A 402-nucleotide genomic window follows, 5' to 3' on the forward strand; every position below is an offset into this window, starting at 1 on the left:
CTCCTGCGTGACAGGCAGGCATTCTAACCAACTGAACTACCGGACCATTTATTGCGGGGACAGGATTTGAACCTGTGACCTTCGGGTTATGAGCCCGACGAGCTACCAGACTGCTCCACCCCGCGACGATAAGAAGTTTGTATAATATGGCGGAGGAAGAGGGATTCGAACCCCCGCGCGGTTTAACCCGCCTGTCGGTTTTCAAGACCGATCCCTTCAGCCAGACTTGGGTATTCCTCCATATTATAAATAGCGGCGGAGGGGATCGAACCCCCGACCTTACGGGTATGAACCGTACGCTCTAGCCAGCTGAGCTACACCGCCATAGTTTATATCATTTAATTGGTGGAGCCTAGCGGGATCGAACCGCTGACCTCCTGCGTGCAAAGCAGGCGCTCTCCC

General features: G+C 54.5%; 3 tRNA genes. All 3 read right to left on the minus strand.

What is annotated here, in order from left to right:
• Nucleotides 1-51 precede the first annotated feature (51 nt).
• The 3 genes from IRB43_RS17665 to IRB43_RS17675 all read right to left on the minus strand — a co-directional run bounded on the left by IRB43_RS17665 (nucleotide 52) and on the right by IRB43_RS17675 (nucleotide 324).
• A tRNA-Met gene (locus IRB43_RS17665) sits at nucleotides 52-125 on the minus strand.
• A 22-nt stretch (nucleotides 126-147) separates the two neighbouring features.
• A tRNA-Ser gene (locus IRB43_RS17670) sits at nucleotides 148-240 on the minus strand.
• A 10-nt stretch (nucleotides 241-250) separates the two neighbouring features.
• Nucleotides 251-324 (minus strand) — tRNA-Met (locus tag IRB43_RS17675).
• Nucleotides 325-402: the final 78 nt, after the last annotated feature.

The organism is Bacillus sp. REN10, assembly GCF_016820555.1.
Taxonomy (GTDB): domain Bacteria; phylum Bacillota; class Bacilli; order Bacillales; family Domibacillaceae; genus Bacillus_CE.